General features: G+C 51.8%; 11 protein-coding genes, 4 tRNA genes and 3 rRNA genes. All 18 read right to left on the bottom strand.

Going from position 1 to position 20,226, the window contains the following annotated elements; genetic code table 11:
- Positions 1-8: 8 nt before the first annotated feature.
- A tRNA-Thr gene (locus tag KB236_00765) sits at positions 9-81 on the bottom strand.
- Positions 82-110: 29 nt separating this feature from the next.
- A tRNA-Asn gene (locus tag KB236_00760) sits at positions 111-183 on the bottom strand.
- A gap of 6 nt (positions 184-189) precedes the next feature.
- Positions 190-306: ribosomal RNA gene (rrf, locus tag KB236_00755) — 5S ribosomal RNA — on the bottom strand.
- A 72-nt stretch (positions 307-378) separates the two neighbouring features.
- Positions 379-3,297 (bottom strand): 23S ribosomal RNA (locus KB236_00750).
- 169 nt (positions 3,298-3,466) lie between these two features.
- Positions 3,467-3,539: transfer RNA gene (locus KB236_00745), tRNA-Ala, on the bottom strand.
- Between the two features lie 22 nt (positions 3,540-3,561).
- Positions 3,562-3,635: transfer RNA gene (locus KB236_00740), tRNA-Ile, on the bottom strand.
- Positions 3,636-3,731: 96 nt separating this feature from the next.
- Positions 3,732-5,296: ribosomal RNA gene (locus tag KB236_00735) — 16S ribosomal RNA — on the bottom strand.
- Together the 16S, 23S and 5S rRNA genes with 4 tRNA genes alongside form the textbook arrangement of a ribosomal RNA operon.
- A gap of 521 nt (positions 5,297-5,817) precedes the next feature.
- Positions 5,818-6,837, bottom strand: coding sequence for a tRNA dihydrouridine synthase DusB (dusB, locus tag KB236_00730; GenBank protein UIF29329.1), 1,020 nt, complete (start codon positions 6,835-6,837; stop codon positions 5,818-5,820).
- Positions 6,838-6,839: 2 nt separating this feature from the next.
- Positions 6,840-7,727, bottom strand: a complete 888-nt coding sequence (hslO, locus tag KB236_00725) for an Hsp33 family molecular chaperone HslO (protein UIF29328.1) — start codon at positions 7,725-7,727, stop codon at positions 6,840-6,842.
- A gap of 168 nt (positions 7,728-7,895) precedes the next feature.
- The gene (gene ftsH, locus KB236_00720) at positions 7,896-10,013 is read right to left on the bottom strand and encodes an ATP-dependent zinc metalloprotease FtsH (protein ID UIF29327.1); all 2,118 of its coding nucleotides are present in this window, start codon (positions 10,011-10,013) and stop codon (positions 7,896-7,898) included.
- Between the two features lie 108 nt (positions 10,014-10,121).
- A complete protein-coding gene (gene hpt / locus KB236_00715) occupies positions 10,122-10,664 on the bottom strand; it encodes a hypoxanthine phosphoribosyltransferase (GenBank protein ID UIF29326.1) in 543 nt (180 codons plus the stop codon).
- A gap of 16 nt (positions 10,665-10,680) precedes the next feature.
- The gene (gene tilS / locus KB236_00710; protein ID UIF29325.1) at positions 10,681-12,048 is read right to left on the bottom strand and encodes a tRNA lysidine(34) synthetase TilS; all 1,368 of its coding nucleotides are present in this window, start codon (positions 12,046-12,048) and stop codon (positions 10,681-10,683) included.
- 100 nt (positions 12,049-12,148) lie between these two features.
- Positions 12,149-12,688 carry an RNA-binding protein S1 gene (locus KB236_00705; protein UIF29324.1) on the bottom strand — a complete coding sequence of 180 codons (540 nt, stop codon included), beginning with the start codon at positions 12,686-12,688 and terminating at the stop codon, positions 12,149-12,151.
- A 311-nt stretch (positions 12,689-12,999) separates the two neighbouring features.
- Positions 13,000-13,410: a septum formation initiator family protein gene (locus tag KB236_00700; protein UIF29323.1), complete on the bottom strand. Its 411-nt coding sequence runs from the start codon at positions 13,408-13,410 to the stop codon at positions 13,000-13,002.
- Between the two features lie 120 nt (positions 13,411-13,530).
- Positions 13,531-13,803 (bottom strand): RNA-binding S4 domain-containing protein, encoded by a 273-nt coding sequence (locus KB236_00695; protein ID UIF29322.1) that lies wholly within the window; start codon positions 13,801-13,803, stop codon positions 13,531-13,533.
- 1 nt (position 13,804) lies between these two features.
- Positions 13,805-15,385: a polysaccharide biosynthesis protein gene (locus KB236_00690; GenBank protein ID UIF29321.1), complete on the bottom strand. Its 1,581-nt coding sequence runs from the start codon at positions 15,383-15,385 to the stop codon at positions 13,805-13,807.
- A gap of 564 nt (positions 15,386-15,949) precedes the next feature.
- On the bottom strand, positions 15,950-19,483 hold the full coding sequence (gene mfd, locus KB236_00685) for a transcription-repair coupling factor (GenBank protein ID UIF29320.1): 3,534 nt from the start codon (positions 19,481-19,483) through the stop codon (positions 15,950-15,952).
- A 17-nt stretch (positions 19,484-19,500) separates the two neighbouring features.
- On the bottom strand, positions 19,501-20,058 hold the full coding sequence (pth, locus tag KB236_00680) for an aminoacyl-tRNA hydrolase (GenBank protein UIF29319.1): 558 nt from the start codon (positions 20,056-20,058) through the stop codon (positions 19,501-19,503).
- Between the last annotated feature and the right edge of the window lie 168 nt (positions 20,059-20,226).

Here is a 20,226-nt window from a genome sequence, read left to right as displayed (position 1 = left end):
TTATCTGATGCCGGCTGAGGAATTCGAATCCCCGACCCTCGGTTTACGATACCGATGCTCTACCAGCTGAGCTAAGCCGGCATATCAACTGGTTAACCAGGTTAACCCGACTCCGGCAGGCGGGCTCGAACCGTCGACAACCTGATTAACAGTCAGGTGCTCTACCAACTGAGCTATGCCGGAATAATCGCGTGGCAACGTCCTATCCTCGCAGGGGGCGATCCCCCAACTACTATCGGCGTGCTAAAGCTTAACTTCCGTGTTCGGCATGGGAACGGGTGTATCCTTTAGGCTATCGCCACCACACTATAAGAGAACTTATTCCCTCAAAACTAGACATCATCAATTACTTTCCGCGGAAACAACCACGTTTTCAACTTGGTTAAGTCCTCGACCGATTAGTACTGGTCCGCTCCACGCCTCACGGCGCTGCTACTTCCAGCCTATCTACCTGATCATCTCTCAGGGGTCTTACTTCCATATAGGAATGGGAAATCTCATCTCGAGGCGAGTTTCACACTTAGATGCTTTCAGCGTTTATCTCATCCATACATAGCTACCCAGCGATGCGCCTGGCGGCACAACTGGTACACCAGCGGTATGTCCATCCCGGTCCTCTCGTACTAAGGACAGCTCCTCTCAAATTTCCTACGCCCGCGACGGATAGGGACCGAACTGTCTCACGACGTTCTGAACCCAGCTCGCGTACCGCTTTAATGGGCGAACAGCCCAACCCTTGGGACCGACTACAGCCCCAGGATGCGATGAGCCGACATCGAGGTGCCAAACCTCCCCGTCGATGTGGACTCTTGGGGGAGATAAGCCTGTTATCCCCAGGGTAGCTTTTATCCGTTGAGCGATGGCCCTTCCATACGGTACCACCGGATCACTAAGCCCGACTTTCGTCCCTGCTCGACCTGTCTGTCTCGCAGTCAAGCTCTCTTCTGCCTTTACACTCGACGAATGATTTCCAACCATTCTGAGAGAACCTTTGGGCGCCTCCGTTACTTTTTAGGAGGCGACCGCCCCAGTCAAACTGCCCACCTGACACTGTCTCCCACCACGATTAGTGGTGTGGGTTAGAGTGTTCACACAGCGAGGGTCGTATCCCACCAGCGCCTCACTCGAAACTAGCGTTCCGAGTTCTACGGCTCCGACCTATCCTGTACAAGCTGTGTCAACACCCAATATCAAGCTACAGTAAAGCTCCATGGGGTCTTTCCGTCCTGTCGCGGGTAACCTGCATCTTCACAGGTAATATAATTTCACCGAGTCTCTCGTTGAGACAGTGCCCAGATCGTTACGCCTTTCGTGCGGGTCGGAACTTACCCGACAAGGAATTTCGCTACCTTAGGACCGTTATAGTTACGGCCGCCGTTTACTGGGGCTTCATTTCTGGGCTTCGCCGAAGCTAACTCATCCACTTAACCTTCCAGCACCGGGCAGGCGTCAGCCCCTATACGTCATCTTACGATTTTGCAGAAACCTGTGTTTTTGATAAACAGTCGCCTGGGCCTTTTCACTGCGGCTACACTTGCGTGTAGCACCCCTTCTCCCGAAGTTACGGGGTCATTTTGCCGAGTTCCTTAACGAGAGTTCACTCGCTCACCTTAGGATACTCTCCTCGACTACCTGTGTCGGTTTGCGGTACGGGTAATTAATCACTAACTAGAAGCTTTTCTCGGCAGTGTGACATCTGGCGCTTCCCTACTAAAATTCGGTCCTCGTCACGCCTTGTCCTTAGCGATAAGCATTTAACTCATCGCCAGACTTGACGCTTGAACACACATTTCCAATCGTGTGCACACCATAGCCTCCTGCGTCCCTCCATCGTTCAAACATGATTAACTAGTACAGGAATATCAACCTGTTATCCATCGCCTACGCTTCTCAGCCTCGGCTTAGGTCCCGACTAACCCTGGGAGGACGAGCCTTCCCCAGGAAACCTTAGTCATTCGGTGGATCAGATTCTCACTGATCTTTCGCTACTCATACCGGCATTCTCACTTCTAAGCGCTCCACTAGTCCTTGCGGTCTAGCTTCGTTGCCCTTAGAACGCTCTCCTATCACGCGACCTATTGGTCGCATCCACAATTTCGGTAACATGCTTAGCCCCGGTATATTTTCGGCGCGGGATCACTCGGCTAGTGAGCTATTACGCACTCTTTAAATGGTGGCTGCTTCTGAGCCAACATCCTAGCTGTCTATGCAACTCCACATCCTTTTCCACTCAGCATGTATTTAGGGACCTTAATTGGTGGTCTGGGCTGTTCCCCTTTCGACGGTGGATCTTATCACTCATCGTCTGACTCCCGGATATAAATCTGTGGCATTCGGAGTTTATCTGAATTCAGTAACCCATGACGGGCCCCTAGTCCAAACAGTGGCTCTACCTCCACGATTCTTAACTCCGAGGCTAACCCTAAAGCTATTTCGGAGAGAACCAGCTATCTCCAAGTTCGTTTGGAATTTCACCGCTATCCACACCTCATCCCAGCATTTTTCAACATACACGGGTTCAGTCCTCCAGTGCGCTTTACCGCACCTTCAACCTGGACATGGATAGGTCACCTGGTTTCGGGTCTACGTCAATTTACTGAAACGCCCGTTTCAGACTCGCTTTCGCTACGGCTCCGGTCTTTCCACCTTAACCTTGCAAATTAACGTAACTCGCCGGTTCATTCTACAAAAGGCACGCTATCACCCATTAACGGGCTCTAACTAATTGTAGGCACATGGTTTCAGGAACTATTTCACTCCGCTTCCGCGGTGCTTTTCACCTTTCCCTCACGGTACTGGTTCACTATCGGTCACTAGGGAGTATTTAGCCTTGGGAGATGGTCCTCCCGGATTCCGACCACGTTTCACGTGTGTGGCCGTACTCAGGATACTGAACTGAGGGCCAACGATTTCATCTACGGGGGTATCACCCTCTGTGCCGAGCCTTCCCAGACTCTTCGATTATCATTGACTTTGGTAACTCAAATGTTCAGTCCTACAACCCCAAAGAGCAAGCTCTTTGGTTTGGGCTATTCCCCGTTCGCTCGCCGCTACTTAGGGAATCGATTTTTCTTTCTATTCCTGTGGGTACTTAGATGTTTCAGTTCCCCACGTCTGCCTCAACTCAAGTATGTATTCCCTGAGTTGTAATTACTGATTAAAGTAATTGGGTTTCCCCATTCGGAAATCTCCGGATCAAAGCTTACGTACAGCTCCCCGAAGCATATCGGTGTTAGTCCCGTCCTTCATCGGCTCCTAGTACCAAGGCATCCACCATGCGCCCTTCATAACTTAACCTAACGATTACGTCGTAATCGCTGATTAATTGAGTATTAGCGATATAAACTAATTAAAAAACTCAAAAATACGCAGTTGTTTCTCGGTTTAATTATCTTAATAATTAAAGGAAAATAATTGATAATATCTAGTTTTCAAAGAACAAATTCCTTGGCACTTTACGTGCCAATGGAGAATAGCGGGATCGAACCGCTGACCCCCTGCTTGCAAAGCAGGTGCTCTCCCATCTGAGCTAATTCCCCAAAATGATGACCTTGCGGTCAATGGCATAAATGGACTCGAACCATCGACCTCACGCTTATCAGGCGTGCGCTCTAAACCAGCTGAGCTATACGCCCAAAATCATTTAGCAAAATCATATAATTATGAGAGTAGACCTCTCAAAACTGACCATTGTTTCGACAAAGTATGTGTAGCCTCCGTATATTCCTTAGAAAGGAGGTGATCCAGCCGCAGGTTCTCCTACGGCTACCTTGTTACGACTTCACCCTAATCATCTGTCCCACCTTAGACGGCTGACTCCCGAAGGTTATCTCACCGGCTTTGGGTGTTACAAACTCTCATGGTGTGACGGGCGGTGTGTACAAGGCCGGGAACGTATTCACCGCGGCATGCTGATCCGCGATTACTAGCGATTCCAACTTCATGTAGGCGAGTTGCAGCCTACAATCCGAACTGAGAACGGCTTTAAGAGATTAGCTTGGCCTCACGACTTCGCGACTCGTTGTACCGTCCATTGTAGCACGTGTGTAGCCCAGGTCATAAGGGGCATGATGATTTGACGTCATCCCCACCTTCCTCCGGTTTGTCACCGGCAGTCTCACCAGAGTGCCCAACTAAATGCTGGCAACTGATAATAAGGGTTGCGCTCGTTGCGGGACTTAACCCAACATCTCACGACACGAGCTGACGACAACCATGCACCACCTGTCATTCTGTCCCCGAAGGGAACGTCTTATCTCTAAGATTGGCAGAAGATGTCAAGACCTGGTAAGGTTCTTCGCGTAGCTTCGAATTAAACCACATGCTCCACCGCTTGTGCGGGCCCCCGTCAATTCCTTTGAGTTTCAACCTTGCGGTCGTACTCCCCAGGCGGAGTGCTTAATGCGTTAGCTGCGGCACTGAAGGGCGGAAACCCTCCAACACCTAGCACTCATCGTTTACGGCATGGACTACCAGGGTATCTAATCCTGTTTGCTACCCATGCTTTCGAGCCTCAGCGTCAGTTACAGACTAGACAGCCGCCTTCGCCACTGGTGTTCTTCCATATATCTACGCATTCCACCGCTACACATGGAGTTCCACTGTCCTCTTCTGCACTCAAGTCTCCCAGTTTCCGATGCACTTCTCCGGTTAAGCCGAAGGCTTTCACATCAGACTTAAGAAACCGCCTGCGCTCGCTTTACGCCCAATAAATCCGGACAACGCTTGCCACCTACGTATTACCGCGGCTGCTGGCACGTAGTTAGCCGTGGCTTTCTGGTTAAATACCGTCAACTCCTGAACAGTTACTCTCAGGAGTGTTCTTCTTTAACAACAGAGTTTTACGAGCCGAAACCCTTCTTCACTCACGCGGCATTGCTCCATCAGACTTTCGTCCATTGTGGAAGATTCCCTACTGCTGCCTCCCGTAGGAGTTTGGGCCGTGTCTCAGTCCCAATGTGGCCGATTACCCTCTCAGGTCGGCTACGTATCATTGTCTTGGTGGGCCTTTACCTCACCAACTAACTAATACGCCGCGGGTCCATCCAGAAGTGATAGCCGAAACCACCTTTCAAACAAAAACCATGCGGTTTTTGTTGTTATACGGTATTAGCACCTGTTTCCAAGTGTTATCCCCTGCTTCTGGGCAAGTTACCCACGTGTTACTCACCAGTTCGCCACTCGCTTCATTGTTGAAATCAGTGCAAGCACGTCAATCAACGGAAGCTCGTTCGACTTGCATGTATTAGGCATGCCGCCAGCGTTCGTCCTGAGCCAGGATCAAACTCTCATCTTATAGATGATGTGCTTGAATAGCTCATCGATTGTTGTTACATTTTTAAAAGCGAATTGACTTCGCAAATATTGTTTGGGTTTGATATAAATATCAAACCGCCCTACACATATTTGGTTTGTCGAAACAATGTTCAGTTTTCAAAGGTCTACCTAAGTGATTACCGAAGCAATCAACTTAATCATCATATCATGTTGTTAAAAACGTGTCAACATCTTTTTTCAACTTCTTGAATATTTATTCAACATCCTAGAAATCTCGGAAGACGCCTGAAACGCGTCTTGACAACATAAATTATTCTATCAGTTGCGGTTTAACACGTCAAGCATTAATTTCAAATTTGTATGACTATTCAATAATTTGTTATTTATGCATTGGCCGTCTCAAACAGCAACAGGTAATATCTTATCAATCATCCCCCGGTTGGTCAAGTAAAAATCGCAATAAAATAAAAAAAGAATCCAGAAACGTTCTCTGGATTCCCCTTTACGCTTTTAAAAGCCACTAATATCAAGTCTTTACGCCTAATCTGTAAATCGTCTAACTGGGACTCGCCGGTCACGAGCTGCGACCTTCGCCACAAAATCATCCAAAATCGACAACATTGTGGCTTCCTCTGTGGCATCCGTCAACGCGACCTTAGTCCGGGCAGCGTGCGGAATTCCTTTAAGGTAGTAAGCCGCCTGATTGCGAAAATCCATGGGTCCCTCTTGTGGTCCCTTGGCGAGACAGAGCCGATGCAAATATGTCTTCGCCGTCGCCACCTTCTCAGCTACGGTCGGCTCTGGTAATAACTCCCCCGTCTCCAGATAATGGTTCACTCGACGCAACAGCCATGGATTCCCCATGACAGCACGACCAATCATGACAGCATCGGCGCCAACCTCTTCTAACATGCGTTTGGCATCCTCCGGCGTCCGCACATCCCCGTTACCCATAAACGGAATGGTCAGTTGCTGGGCCACCTGATGCAACATCTCCCAGTCAGCCTGCCCCTGATACATCTGCTTGCGCGTCCGGCCGTGCATAGCCAAAGCCGCTGCCCCAGCCGCTTGCGCAGCCAGGGCATTCTCGACGGCTAAGACGTGATGACTGTCCCAGCCCGTCCGCATCTTGACCGTGACCGGCTTATCGACAGCCGCCACAACCGCCGCTACCATGTGATACACCTTGTCTGGGTCCAGTAACCATTTAGCCCCAGCATCCGTGTTCACCACTTTATTAACCGGACAGCCCATATTGATGTCAATAATATCAGCTGGCGTCTGTTGGTCCACGTACTGGGCGGCCTGGACTAAGGTTTCCTCGGTTCCACCAAAGATCTGAATGCTCATGGGGTGTTCACGCACATCGACCGCCATCATCTGCAGGGTACGTTGATTATGATAGTGAATTCCCTGACCCGAGATCATCTCGCACTCGACCAACCCCGCACCGAAGTCCTTACAAATTCGGCGAAACGCGACGTTGGTGACCCCCGCCATGGGCGCAACCACCACCCGATTGGGAATCTCAACGTTGCCAATCTTCCAGCTCGTGTCCATCGCTACTTCGCTTGGGCTTCCGCTAGAATCTGGCGCAAGTCATCCTCGGAGAACTGATACTTGTTACCGCAGAAATGACAAACGGCTTCGGCACCGTGGTCTTCCTCGATCATTTCTTGCAGCGCCTTAGGCTGAATAGCCGCCAGTGACTTGGCAAACCGGTCCTTGGAACAATCACACTTAAACCCAACGGGCATCTTCTGAAGAATTTTAACCTTCTCGTCAGGGAACAGCAGCTTCAGAATATCTTCGGGCTTCTGACCGTCCAACAACAATTCAGAGACCATTGGCATTTCCTTAATTCGTTGCTCTAACCGGGAGATAGCGGCGTCCGAGGCTCCAGGCATGACCTGAATCATAAAACCACCGGCCACCTTAACCGTATTGTTCGGTTGAACAAAGACGGACACACCGACCGCGCTAGGAATCTGTTCTGACTTAGCCAGATAGTAGGTAAAGTCTTCACCCAATTCACCGGAGACCAACGGCACCTGCCCCGTATAGGGTTGACCCAGCCCCTGATCCTTGGTCACTGTCATCATCCCTTGGACTCCAACGGCCTTCTTCACGTCAATCTTGTGTTTTTCGTTCAGTGGCAAGCTCACGTGAGGATACATCAGATACCCCTTCACCGTGCCATCAGCATTCCCATCGGCCACAATTGCACCGACCGGTCCGTGACCGTCGACCTTAACCGTCAGCTTTTCCTTGCCCTTCAGCAAAGACGTCGACAGCAACATCGTTCCGATCAGCGTCCGTCCCAGAGCCGCCGTAGCCGAACTCCAAGTGTCGTGGCGCTGCTGAGCTTCCGCCACCGTTTCCGTAGCATCGACTACGTACGCCCGAAACATACCATCATCAATCAAACTTTTTACTAAATAATCTGCCATTAAATATAAACGTCCTTTCGTTGCAAGTTATCCTGCCTTACATTACCAGAAAGTTCGGCATTTGCAAAGAACCTGCCTCCCCTTTGTGGGACCATTTCTCCTAAATACTGCGTCATAAGTCACGAAAAGGTCCGAGACAAACGTCCCGGACCTTACATCGTTACTGAATTATTCGGAATGGTCGGACTCATCGTGATCGTCTGGCGCTGCCGAACTAGCTGCTGAGCTAGCCGGTTCCGCTTCAGAAGACGTTTCACTTGAGGCACTGGAAGCCAACTTCGCTTCAGTAGAAGCTTGGCGTTCCGCTTCACGGCGTTCAAGTTCACGCTTAGACTCTTCGAAAGTCGCAGCCTTTTCGCTAGGAAATTCGTCATTGCTGTCCTTTTCCGGCATCTTCCCAGTGTTAAACAAGCTGAGAATTTGCTTCTCGTCCAGCGTTTCGTATTTCAGCAAGGCATCCGCAATAATCTTGTGTTCTGCTTTATGTTCTTCCAGAATCTTCCGGGCAGTATCGTGCGCTTCCCCGATGATCCGGCGAACTTCGCTATCAATTAAGTTAGCCGTATGTTCTGAGTAACTTGGTTGGCCTGGATAGCCAGCCCCAGCAAATGGTTGGCCGCCAGCACTTTCCAGTGCAACGGTCCCCAAGGCGTCACTCATCCCATACTGGGTAACCATAGAACGGGCAATCTGAGTTGCTTGCTCGAAGTCATTGGAGGCACCGGATGATTCGGAGTGGAAGATTAACTCTTCGGCCGTCCGACCACCCATTAACCCGGCAATCTGTTCCATGGCATCCTTCTTAGACATCAACATCTGGTCTTCACGTGGTAGCATAATTGCATACCCGCCGGCACGACCACGCGGTACAATCGTTACCTTGTGGACCACGCGCGCGTCGTTCAAGACCAACCCGACGATGGTATGACCGGCTTCATGGTACGCCACGGTCTTCCGTTCTTCAGGGCTGATGACCCGGTCTTTCTTAGCTGGCCCGGCGATAACACGATCTTCGGCTTCATCCAAATCAGAAGCATCGATCTGCGTCTTGTTCCGGCGTGCCGCCAATAAGGCCGCTTCGTTTAAGAGGTTTTCCAAGTCAGCACCCACGAAACCAGGCGTTTGCTTAGAAATTTCCTTCAAATCAACATCGTTGGCTAAAGGCTTGTTCTTGGCGTGAACCTTCAAGATCGCTTCACGACCCTTAACATCTGGTTGACCCACTAAGATCTTCCGGTCAAACCGACCTGGCCGCAGTAAGGCGGGGTCCAACACATCGGAACGGTTCGTGGCGGCCATCACAATGACGCCTTCACTCCCCGTAAACCCGTCCATTTCAACCAGTAATTGGTTCAACGTTTGTTCACGTTCATCGTGGCCACCGCCCATACCGGCACCCCGTTGACGACCAACCGCATCAATTTCATCAATAAAGATGATGGATGGTGCGGCCTTCTTGGCCTGTTCAAACAGATCCCGAACACGACTAGCCCCGACACCGACGAACATTTCCACGAAATCTGAACCAGAAATCGAGAAGAATGGTACCGCCGCTTCACCCGCAACGGCCTTCGCCAGCAACGTTTTACCAGTACCAGGAGGACCCTCCAGCAAGACACCAGATGGAATCCGGGCACCTAATGAAACAAACTTACGCGGATTCTTCAAGAACTCAACCACTTCGACAAGTTCTTGCTTTTCCTCCTCTTCACCAGCGACGTCAGCAAAGCGAACCTTGTTCTCCTTGCTATCGGCCGGCTTGGCTTTACTCTTCCCAAAGTTCATGACTCGGCCATTGCCGCCACCTTGGCCGGCTTGACCCATCATCATGTAGAAGAAGAAGAAGAAAATAACTAGTGGCGCAACGTAGACTAATAAATTAATCCAGAAGCCACTCGACTCTTCCGCCTTGGTGTTCATTTTGACATTGTGATCCTTGGCAACTTTATCAATCTCAGAAACCGTCGAGTTATTGGTTAAGACCTGAGTGCTAAAACTAGTCACAGCAGTGCTCTGTGAGCCGCCGAGACTAAAGCCGGTGTTGGTTGTACGCTTTTGCGCATTCCGATATTCCCCGGTAATCTTGTAAACTCCCCCGGAAGGTTGAATGGAGAATTTCTTGATCTTATTCGCGTTCAAATCTTTAACGAATTGACTCGATTGGATTTCTTGGGTTTGTGAGCTGTTGCCGTTACCATTGAATAGGTAAACCACACCAATGATCAACAAGAAAATCACAATGTAAAACAGACTATTACGGAACAGTCCATTTCGTCGATTATTCATGTCGTGCCTCCTTACTCACAGTTCCCAGCCTTCACATAGGAACGAAATTTAGAGCATATGCCCCTTTGACTAAATAAGATGTTATCACAATTGACTATCATTGACTAATTATTTATCTGAATAAACGGATGGCTTCAAAACACCAACATACGGGAGATTCCGATATTTTTCTTCGTAGTCCAAACCGTAACCAACCACGAATTCACTCGGGACATTAAACCCAACGTAATCGGCCTTAGCTTCAACCACCCGACCACTGGGTTTGTCCATCAGCGTGCAGACCCGAATTGAGTTGGCCTTGCGATCCTTCAGCAGATCCTCAAGGTACTTCAACGTCCGGCCAGTATCGATAATATCTTCAACTAAAATAATGTCGCGCCCAGCAACGTCCGTGTCCAAGTCCTTTAATAATCGGATAGTCCCGGACGATGCTGTCCCCCCGTTGTAGCTGGAGACATCAATGAAGTCAATCGTCGCATAGATATCCATATCGCGAATAACATCCGTCATAAACAGGATAGCACCCTTTAGGACACAAATGATTAATGGTGTCTTATCACGGTAGTCTTCTGAAAGTTGCGTACCTAACCGTTTGCACGCCGCGGCAATGTCTTCCTCACTGTACAGGACCTTTAAAATATCGTTATTCATGCTGTTCCCCTTTCGCCTATTCATGCTGTAATTTGATGTGATAGTTTTTTGTGTGCGAACGCGCCGGTAAGACCGACCACTTGACGCCCAACGCCGCAACGACTTCACCCGTTGCCGTCACCAAAACCGGAACCTTCGCCCGTAATTCTCGCGGAACCTTTGCGTTAATCAGGGCACGGCGGACAGTCTGGTGATGACCACTAGCTAACCGCAAACGATCCGTTGCCCGCCATGACCGCACCCGTAACGGGAATTGATCATCAGTTAGGGTCACGACTTCATTTGCCGGTAACTGCGTCGTCGCATCCGTCGTGAAGCAGCCAAGTTGCCAGCCGTTTCCCAACGTTCGCCATTGGTTTAATACTACCATAAAATTAAAAACTTCCTCGGAATTTTGCCGGGAATTTTTGAATTGTTGATACGTGAACGTGTCATAATTTTTGACAAACCGCCAACCATGGCCTAAATCGACCCAGCCAGTCGGCCGTTGGACGTTAACCAACAACCGCCGGCAAGCCCGTAGTACCGCGCTCTCTGTGGTGAGTTCGGGGGCGGCCGTCTTGGTTAACCGGGCCAGCAACAGGTCTTGTAAATCGGCCGATTGGTCCAAGAACCGTTGACTGTCCACGACTAGCGGTCGTTGCTGGCGAATCACCTGAGCGAGCTGCGTCGTCACCACCTGTTCAGTGACCCGTAGCACTGTGCGGAGCTGGTCTGCATAGGCCACCAGGTGCCGGTCAACCTGCGGATTCTCTCGCCGGAGTTCCGGGAGTAGCTGCAAACGAATCCGATTGCGGCTCGCCGTCAGCTCCTGATTGGTCGCATCCTCGTACCACGGAATCCGCTGTTCGCGCGCATAGGCCCGTAACTGCTGCTTGGTAAATGGGAGCAGTGGCCGGATCAACCGGCCCCGGTGAAATGGGCGACTCGCGGCCATCCCAGTCAGCTGATCCAATTGACCCCCACGGAGCAATTTAAAAAGAATCGTTTCCGCCTGCTCATCCGCCTGATGGGCCGTCGCAATCCAATCGGCCTGCTGGGCTTCGAGTTGCTCGGCGAAGAAGCGGTAGCGAAATTGCCGGGCGGCATCCTCAATGCCGTGGACGGGATGCTGGGCAACCGGCCACGTCGCGGTAACGAGGGGGAGTTGTCGGTCGGCACACCATCGTTTCAAAAAAGCCGTCTCCTCGACGCTCTGCTCGCGTAATTGGTGATCAACATACACCACCGTTAACTGTGGACGTTGCGCCGCGGGCAACCGCGTGAACAGATTCAGCAGCACCATCGAATCCACTCCGGTCGAAACCGCAATGAGTCCATGTTGCTTAGGATCAGCCCACCCCTGTTGCTGGCAATTCTGTTGAAAGTCCGTCTCCAGTGACACCGCACGTCCCTCTTCTCTTCTCGGCAAGACCTCAGCGGTTATGAAAAAGGGCCGCAACATGTGCGGTCCTCTTCATCTTTGATGGCCCGTTAGTCTCTGACTAACTGCGCCGACCGCCACGGCCGCCACGCTTGCCTTCAGTGTTTCGTTTAATCGTTGCCAAACGGTCCTCACTTTGCTTCAAGAACCCTGACATCATGTCGTCAAAATTTTCTTTATGGGGAGCCGAATGATGACCCGCAAATCGACCATTTGCTGAGTTATGGTGGGGCCGGGAGCCGTTATTCTCAAACCGCCGACCGTGCCCATGACTTTCGCCACCGTGACTGGCATTGTTGCCACCCCGGTGTTGCTCATGATCCCGGTGTTCATTGTGACTGTGGTGGGGCCGGTCACCAGCCGGATGATCTGTCGCCTTGCGAATCGACAGCCCAATCTTCCCATCATTACCAACGGTCAAAACCTTAACCGTTACTTCGTCACCAACAGACAGAACGTCATGAATATCCTTAACGTAGCCGTCAGAAATTTCACTAATGTGCACCAACCCGGTCTTGTGGTCGCCTAAATCAACAAATGCACCAAAGTTCGTAATTCCGGAGACCTTTCCGGAAACTTTAGCTCCAACCTCGATTGCCATAAAAAAGAAGTTCCTCCTTAAAATAAGTGCTTTCAGTATAACACAATTTCCCAAGATTCCACACGCTAAACGTTAAAAAGAAAGTCCATTAATCAATTTTCCTTACCCGTTAGAAACCCCGCTAGATTAACCTCTAAGCGGATTACTGGTTTCCATCCATCATCGTGTTAACGCCCACACAACAATAGTTTTGACTTCCGCCTTACCAGCTGAGGACTGAAGCGTATTCGCAAACTTTCAATCTTCAGTTAACGACCCAAACCTAGCAAAAAATCCGCCAGTTCAGCCGAACCGACGGATTTTCCATTAGGCTATTTAACGGTTACATCGCTCGCATGGTCACCCGGCAAGCTGTAGATGGTTTCTCCAGACTTCGAATAGTAGTACTTCGACCGAATCAGTCGCCCCAGATAGTCCTTATTATTTAACTGCTTAATCTGTAATTGGAGTTTGTGGTCCGTGGTCTTGGTGCTCGCCAGCTTTTGTTTACTGGTGGTCACTTCACCCTGAACGTGATGGAGACTGGCGTTAGTCCGCACCAATTGAATGCCCAGCACGACGGCAAAGACCGCAAAAACCGCCAAAATGCGGGTAGCCCGCCGCATCCGCCGTTTGCCCAGCCACTGATGCCGATGGGCCTTAGCCTGTTGGTGATCCAGACGTCGCGTATAGTCATTTTCTAAACGTTCAATTTTCGCCGGTTTCGGCTTCACGTCAGCCATCTTCCACTCACTCCTCAGTTTTCACCAGATAGTTTAACTTGAGTATAGCAAGTTTCAATTTGCCCGTCTAGCACGTTTAGCATAATGTAAAACATTCGTCACATTTAAGACTGATTTTGACTAATTCTGCCGAAAATCTTGGGCGTAGTCTTCCTTGACGATGGTGTACATCCGTTCGGCATCGTCCTTCTTGGTCGTCTCCAACAATTCATTAACTTTCACTGTTAACGTTTTGTTACCGAACTTAATAACCAACTCATCATTCGTGGCAACGTCACTCGATGACTTGGCCACCTTGCCGTTGATCGCAATCCGACCCTTGTCGGCAATTTCCTTGGCGACTGACCGCCGCTTGATAATCCGTGATACCTTTAAATACTTATCTAATCGCATATTATTTTCCTCCGTGTTGACTAAGTTGTTGCCATAATCTTAACACACTCTCGCCGTGGGGAATCGCCAACCACTCCCGAACCGACAATAACTGCCAGTGCAGGGCCAAGCCGATGAAAATGATACCCCCCACCGGAATCGTCACCAGTAAGCCCCCGCCAATCGCAAGTCGACTGGTCATTAGCGCCGGCCACCACTGTTCTAGCCCGGCCACGGTCACCTGCACGCCAAAGACCATCAGGATCGTGCAGGCCACTAGAATTCGCATGTACGGTTTGGTCCAGATGCCCGTCCGCAGCGCCCTGTCCGACCCATACCACAGCACCAGGAACATGGCCCCCAGGCTGAGCACCGTCAGCCAGCTCGCCCCGGTCGCGCCAAAATGCCGCACGGCCGCCTGGTTAAAGAGAATTTTGACCAATAAGCCCGCCACGAGCGCGACCACCGTCAGCCGGTACTGGTCTTGACTCTGCAGCACGCTGTTATACGTTTGAATCAACGTCGCCAGAATAATGCTTAGCATGTAAACACCGAGCATGCCGGACCCCTGTGTATCGCCAAAGAGGAGCCGGTTAATCCACGGCATCAGGGCAATCAGCCCCGCCGTCGCGGCCACCGCCACCATTAAGGCAATCCGCATCATCGTGGTCGTCAGCCGTTTAAAGGCCGCCGGGCGCCGCTCCTGTTGCGCCGCTGTTAACGCCGGTAGCAGAGACGTCGCGAAGGCCACCGCGACCACCAGCCCCAGTTGAACCAGTGGTTGGGCGCGATCGTAGACCCCCTTGAGACTCTTGGCGGCCAGATCCCCCAAGCCACCAGCGACCAGACCATTTTTCACCGTAAAGGAATCGACCAACTGCAAGAGTACCAACATCGCGGTGAGCAGGCAAAGGGTCCCGCCCTCGATCAGCAAGCGCCGACCGACGTGTGGCACCTTAACCGTGGATGTCTGACCGCGCTGGCGCCAACGGGGCAACACCAATAGTGCCGCTACCGCCGCAATGGCGCCGCCGCTCAACGCCCAGGTGCCCATCCGGTAGACCGACCAGTCGTGACTGGTGGCCCAGCCCGCGGCAACTAGAATCACCACGACCCGGACGAGCTGTTCCACCACTTGGGAACGCGCCGTCGGCAACATTTGAAACCGTCCTTGGTGATACCCACGGCTGACGGACAGGGCCGGCATGAACAGAAACATCCATGCCACCATTTGAATCAGCGGCGTTAAATGCCGATCACCCATCCCCCGCGCCAGGGCCGGCGCTCCCAGCATCAAGCCAATGAAGATTAGTCCCGCCAACCCCCACAGCCAGTGATAGACTTGGCGGGCAACCTGCTGTTGGCTCGGTAGGTCGGGCGCCTCGGCAATTAATTTTGAAATGAAGACGGGGAGGCCACTCAGCGCAAAGGTCATGCCAATACCATACAGCGGGTAAACCTGTTGGTACACGTAGAATCCGGTGTTGCCGACCATGTTCTGAAACGGCACCCGGTAGACGGCGCTCAGCAACTTGGCAATGAACGCCGCAATCGAAAGAATCAGGGCGCCTTGCAAGGTCGTATTCACATTGCGGTTGCCCATCGACTTCCTCCTTCAGTGGTGCTGACAAATTTTGTGGTGTTGTGCCTTTTAGATTGAAGATAATGGCCGCCTACCGTTCGCGACAAACTAGTGTACACCAGTTGCCTACGGTTGCCAGCAATTCCGCCTGCTGTGGGGACCGGCTCCAGCCAAAGAACGGGCTTCCGCCTCGCTTAGGAGCCTTGCCCAAACCGCAAGTCTCCCAAGTCGTCCCACGCTGTAACCTGGCTAAAGAAACGCCAGCTAACACCGTCGACACAGCTGACTCCATTACTGGCCCCCTCCGGCGAAGTCAACGACCATCATGGCACATTGTCTCGACCACTAATCCCAAGGACGAGACGAATGACATCGACCATTGTAGCCGAGAGTGAAGCGCAATATGAGCTCAGCCGTGGGATTATCTGAGCGGCACTAGCCGATTAGATAATGGCGACTTGGAAACACCAATTTTTTTGGGGGGGCAAGCGAGTCCCGAGACCGCTCTATGGCTCGGGCGTCCTGCCCACCGCGTTTCAGCTCATATTGCGCAACCGGTAAGGCGGCCAGCCCCCGCTTCATCCCCTATTTCTCGTCCGTCTTGGGCTTAGTCGTCTCGAGGACGATATCCCGTAAGGCGGCCATGAACTGTTGCACCTGAGGCAGCCAGTCCTGCACCGTCATGTTCGGCTGTAAGACCAACTTGACGTGCAAGCGGTCGTCGTTGATGGCCACGGTGGCCTTCAACTTGGTCGCAGACAATGCCTTGAAGACATCCTGTCCACCGAGAATGTCCGTCCCCTGCTTGGAAATGGTGACGAAGACATCCCCGTTGACCCGGCGAATCTTGTCCACCAGAGCCAAATCGGCGGCTAACTTCAACTGACCAATCGTCAACAGTTGCGCGACGCTCTCGGGATACTCGCCAAACCGGTCAATCAGATCGGCCTTAATTTCATCGACCTCATCGTCACTTTCCAATTGGCGAATCCGCTTGTACATTTCAATCTTCTGTTGTTCGTCTTCGATGTAGTCACTTGGCAGGTAAGCTTCCACACCCAGTTCGACCGTAGTATCGGTCTTGAGCTGGGTCTTCTTACCACGCTTCTTGGCAACCGCATCACTTAACATTTGCGTGTAGAGATCGTATCCGACGGAGTTAATGAAGCCGTGTTGCTGCTTCCCTAACAGGTTACCGGCGCCCCGAATGGACAAATCCCGCATCGCAATCTTAAAGCCAGACCCCAACTCGGTGAAGTCCTTGATGGCTTCAAGCCGCTTCTCACTGACTTCCGTTAAGACCTTGTTCGGCTTATACGTGAAGTAGGCGTAGGCGACCCGGTTACTCCGACCAATCCGCCCCCGCAACTGGTACAGCTGCGACAGGCCCATTCGGTCGGCATTTTCCACAAATAACGTGTTGGCGTTAGGAATATCAATCCCGGTCTCAATGATGGTCGTGGTGACCAACACATCGTAGTCCCCCCGCAAGAAGTCAAAGAGGACCCCTTCCAGCTGGGCTTCGGTCATCTTACCGTGAATGTAGCCCACCCGTGCCTCGGGTACCAGCGCTTGAATCTGGCTGACGGTCTTCTCAATGTCATCCACCCGGTTGTGCAGGTAGAAGACCTGACCGCCCCGTTGCATTTCACGCCGAATCCCATCCTGAATGGCCCCGGCATTCTGTTCCATGACGTAGGTTTGGATAGGGAACCGGTTGGCCGGTGGTGTCTCAATCACGGACAGATCCCGCACCCCTAACATGGACATGTGCAACGTCCGTGGAATGGGCGTCGCTGTTAATGTCAGTACGTCGACGTTTGCCTTTAACTGCTTCAGTCGTTCCTTGTGCTTAACCCCAAACCGTTGCTCCTCATCGACCAACACCAAACCGAGGTTCTTAAACTTCACGTCTTGCGACAAAAGTCGGTGCGTGCCGACCACGATGTCCAAGTCCCCAGTTTCCAGATCCTTGATGGACTGGTGAATCTGCTTGGTCGTGCGGAACCGTGAGAACATCTCAACCGTCACGGGATATCCCTCGAACCGGTTGACCATGGTGTCGTAGTGTTGTTGCGCTAGAATCGTGGTTGGCACCAGAAAGGCCACTTGCTTGCCCGCTTCAACCGCCTTAAAGGCTGCCCGCAAGGCCACTTCGGTCTTCCCGTAACCCACATCCCCCACGAGGAGGCGATCCATGGGCCGGGCCTTTTCCATATCATGCTTAACTTCATCGATGGTCCGGAGTTGGTCCGGCGTCTCGGCATACGGGAAGTCGTTCTCAAAGTCCGTCTGCAGGCTATCGTCCTTCGGAAAGGCAAAGCCCTTCTCCGCCGCCCGCTTGGCGTACAAATCGACCAACTCATCGGCAATATCTTCAATCTTGGCGGCAACCTTACTCTTGGTCTTCGCCCATTCGGAACCGCCGAGCTTGTTAATCCGGGGCTTCTTGTCCTCGGACGATACGTACTTCTGAATCAAGTTCAGCTGGGTCACCGGAATGAAGAGTTGCGCGTTGTCTTGGTAATCGATGGTCATGTAATCCTGATGAACACCATCCACCGTCAGTGTCTGCATCCCGATAAATTTCCCAATCCCGTGGTTAACGTGCACGACGTAATCGCCGGGCTTCAGGTCGGTGTAGCTCTTCAGCCGTTCCGCGTTGGCCATGGTCTGTCGCCGTGGCCGCTTCTTGGTCACCTTCTGGAACATCTCGGCTTCCGTGATGACCACCAGATTGGCCTCGGGGAGTTCGAAGCCGGTGCGCAATCGTTCCGGCACCAGCTGAGTCAGTCCCCCCTGCAGGTTTTCTTCCTTGGTCAAAACGGCCTGAATCTCGAAATCGTCCAAGGTTTCTTCAATCTTGGCTAACCGTTCCTCGTCCTGCACGAGTAAGACGATCGTCTGTTTTTGTTTGTGCCACCGGTCAATCTCGGTCTTCATCACCGGTAGTTGGCCGAAGAACTGCTGCATGGCCCGGGTGGCAATGTTGGTCACCGCCTGGAACCGGAGATTGCCCATCCCCTTCTGGAACAACGCCAACATGATCTGTGCGTGGCGGTCCTGCTTCAAGATTGGGCGCAATTCGCCACCAAAGGTCTGTTGTGCAAAGATTTGGTGGTGGGTTAATTTATCGGTCGCCCAGTTGGCCTCGTCTTCGAGTAATTGCCGTTCGCCGTCTTGTAAACGCGAATAGTCCCCGAACAACGCCAAGCCATCATCTGGCAAATAATCCAATAGCTGGTGGTGTTCTGGGAATAAATAATCAGCAAATTCCATTAATTGCGGGTCCACGGACCCCTTACGCAGGCCGTCGATCAGGGGCTTTACCTGATTGGTCAACGTCGTCGCGGCGTCCTCATCAAGTTGGGCCACCTGCTTTGTCAGCTCAGCCGTCAGGGCATCCGCCCCGGCCGTCCGTTCATCAGACGTCAAAATAAAGTCGGTGGCCGGTAAGATTTCAACCGCATCGACATTTTCAATGCTTCGCTGCGTGGCGGGGTCAAAATAGCGTAGCGAGTCGACTTCCGTATCAAAGAAGTCCAGCCGTACCGGATAGTCCGCCGCCAAGGGATAGATGTCCACGATCGACCCCCGAATAGCGAAATCACCGGGACCAGCCACCAACTTCTGGTGGGTATAGCCCATGCCAAATAACCGCTGTTGCAGGCTCTCCAGATCAAAGTCCGCCCCAATCTTCACGCTGAATCGCGCGGCCGCAAAGTTCGCTGGCGCCGGCAAGAACCGTCGCAGGCCGGACAGCGCCGTCACAATGACGACGGGCCGGTCACTCTGCAGGGCGCGCAACGCATCGATTCGCGCGGAGCGATATTCGGGCGAACTGGTGGCAACTTCGGCCGCTAACAGTTCCTCTACTGGAAATTCAAAGAGCTCGTCTTCATCCAGCAGGTTGGCAAGATCATCCACTAATTGCCCGGCGTGATACAGGGTATCCGTCACGTAAACGATGGAACGTTGTTGTTCGTGGAGCAGACTGGCGATGAACAACGTTTCGGCCGAACCGTTTAGCCCGGTCACCAGTTGCCGTTGCCCGATTCCCAACGTCTGGCGAATCGTGGCGTACGCCGGCGTCTGCGTCATAAATGCTTCTAAATTCACGAGATAACTTCCTCTTCCTAGTTGTACTTATTCATTAACTGAGTGAATGCCGTCCCACTGAGCCAATCGTCCAATGCCGCTACCGCCTTGTCCGCGGATTGATTGAAGAGCGGCTGCTGGTCAGCGGTGAACTTGGTCAGGACGTAATCGACGACCGACATCTTCTGGGGATGACCGGTACCGACGCGCAGACGCTTGAAGTCCTTGCTAGACACGTGGGCAATGATGCTCTTAATCCCGTTGTGACCGCCGGCGGAACCGTGGTCGCGGAGACGAATGTGACCCACGGGCAAGTCCATGTCATCATGAACAATAAAGATATCGTCCAGGTCAATCTTGAAGTAGTCCATCAGAGGATGCACGGCCCGACCGGATTCGTTCATAAATGTCGTGGGCTTCACAACCAAGACCTTTTCGCCGTTGACGATTCCCGTGCCATAACGGGCATCCATCTTCCGCGTGGTCAGCGTAATGTTATGCTGCTTGGCGAATTCATCGACGACCATGAAGCCCGTGTTGTGCCGGGTGCCATCGTACTGCGGACCAATATTGCCTAAACCAACGATCATTTTCATACTTACTAATTTCTCCCTTTTATTTCTACAATTTTAAAGCCACTTAATACCGGGACCCGGACAATGCCGAGTACCACTCTGTTTTTTAATCATCATAAAAGCCACCAACGATGGTCACAAGACCAGATATCACAATATATGAAAGACTTAAACTTAATCGCCGTACAA

Source organism: Levilactobacillus brevis (genome assembly GCA_021383565.1).
In the GTDB taxonomy this organism is placed as follows: domain Bacteria; phylum Bacillota; class Bacilli; order Lactobacillales; family Lactobacillaceae; genus Levilactobacillus; species Levilactobacillus brevis_B.
This window is presented reverse-complemented; position numbering and strand designations above follow the sequence as displayed.